1 protein-coding gene and 1 pseudogene are annotated in these 1266 nt (G+C 78.4%); both read right to left on the minus strand.

Translation table 11 applies throughout. The annotated features are described in order from the left end of the window. Positions 1-1034 (minus strand): GTP-binding protein (locus HMPREF3099_RS10545; RefSeq protein WP_202816756.1); only part of this gene is annotated, 1034 nt, incomplete at its 3' end. Then, positions 1031-1266 (minus strand): annotated as a pseudogene (locus HMPREF3099_RS10550) (L-seryl-tRNA(Sec) selenium transferase); the annotation flags it as partial. The pseudogene HMPREF3099_RS10550 and the gene HMPREF3099_RS10545, both read right to left, overlap by 4 nt.

Below are 1266 nucleotides of genomic sequence, written 5' to 3' on the forward strand. Positions count from 1 at the left end.
AGCGGGTCCACCTCGCGGACGGTGGCCGACCAGACGCGCCGGCTGCCCGGGTCACGGAGGATGGCGCGGTCGCCCACCCGCCACGGCAGGGGCGCCGCGAGGGTGAGGCGTACGTGGTGCCCGCCGAGTGGCCGCACGTGCGCCTCGACGTCGGCCGAGCCCACGTGGAGCGTGGCCTGCTGCGGCGGGGCGCCCGTGTCATCGACCGGGGCCAGCGCGAGGTCGACCACGGCGGAGCTCTCCCACGCGCCGGGGGTGAGGAGCACGGCGCCGCGCCCCACGGCATCGACCGCGGTGCGGCGGAGGTTGACCGCCACCCGCGAGACCGGGCCCACCTGCTCGAGCGGCGCGTCCTGGCTCTGGAGGCCGCGGACGGCCACGCGGGTGGGGGCGCCGTGGGCGTCGAGGAGGTCGAGCTCGTCGCCGACGGCCAGCGTGCCCGCGCCGAGGGTGCCGGTGACCACGGTGCCACTGCCGCCGACCGTGAACGCGCGGTCCGCCCAGAGGCGCACGGGCGCTGCCGGATCCGGCTCGGGGGTGCGGGCGGCGAGGGCGTCCAGCGCCGCGCGGAGCTCGTCCATGCCCTGGCCGGTGGGAGCCGCCACGCACACGTGCGGGACCGCGAGCCCCGCCGCCTCCAGGTGCGCGCGGGCGGTGACGAGGGTCTCGGCGGGTTCGGCGAGGTCGCAGCGGGTGACCACGAGGAGCAGGTCGCGGACGCCGAGGGCGCGGACGGCCGCCAGGTGCTCGGTGGACTGCGCCTGCCATCCCTGGTCGGCCGCCACCACGAAGACCACCGCGGGCGCCGGGCCGAGCCCGCTGAGCATGGTGCCGATGAAGCGACGGTGGCCGGGGACGTCGACGAAGGCCACCTCGGTGCCGGACGGGAGCGTGGTCCACGCGAAGCCCAGCTCGATGGTGAGGCCGCGCGCCTTCTCCTGGGCGAGGCGGTCGGGGTCGCGCCCGGTGAGGGCCCGCACGAGGGTGGACTTGCCGTGGTCCACATGGCCGGCGGTGGCCAGGACGCGCCTCATCGGGTGGGGTCCGTGGGGGTCGGCCCGGGGGCAGGGGCGGGCGCGGGCTCGCCCAGGGCGACGCGCACGGCATCGACCAGGGCGGGCTCGTCGGCGGGGTCGATGCAGCGCAGGTCGACCAGCCCCACCCCGCCCTCGACGCGGGCCAGCACCGTCGCGGTGCCCGCCGGAGGACGGCGGAGGCGCGCCACGGCATCGGAGGGGAGGACCAGCGCCCACCCCGGCAGCGGGA

It is taken from the genome of Kytococcus sp. HMSC28H12, from assembly GCF_001816045.1.
GTDB classification, from domain to species: domain Bacteria; phylum Actinomycetota; class Actinomycetes; order Actinomycetales; family Dermatophilaceae; genus Kytococcus; species Kytococcus schroeteri.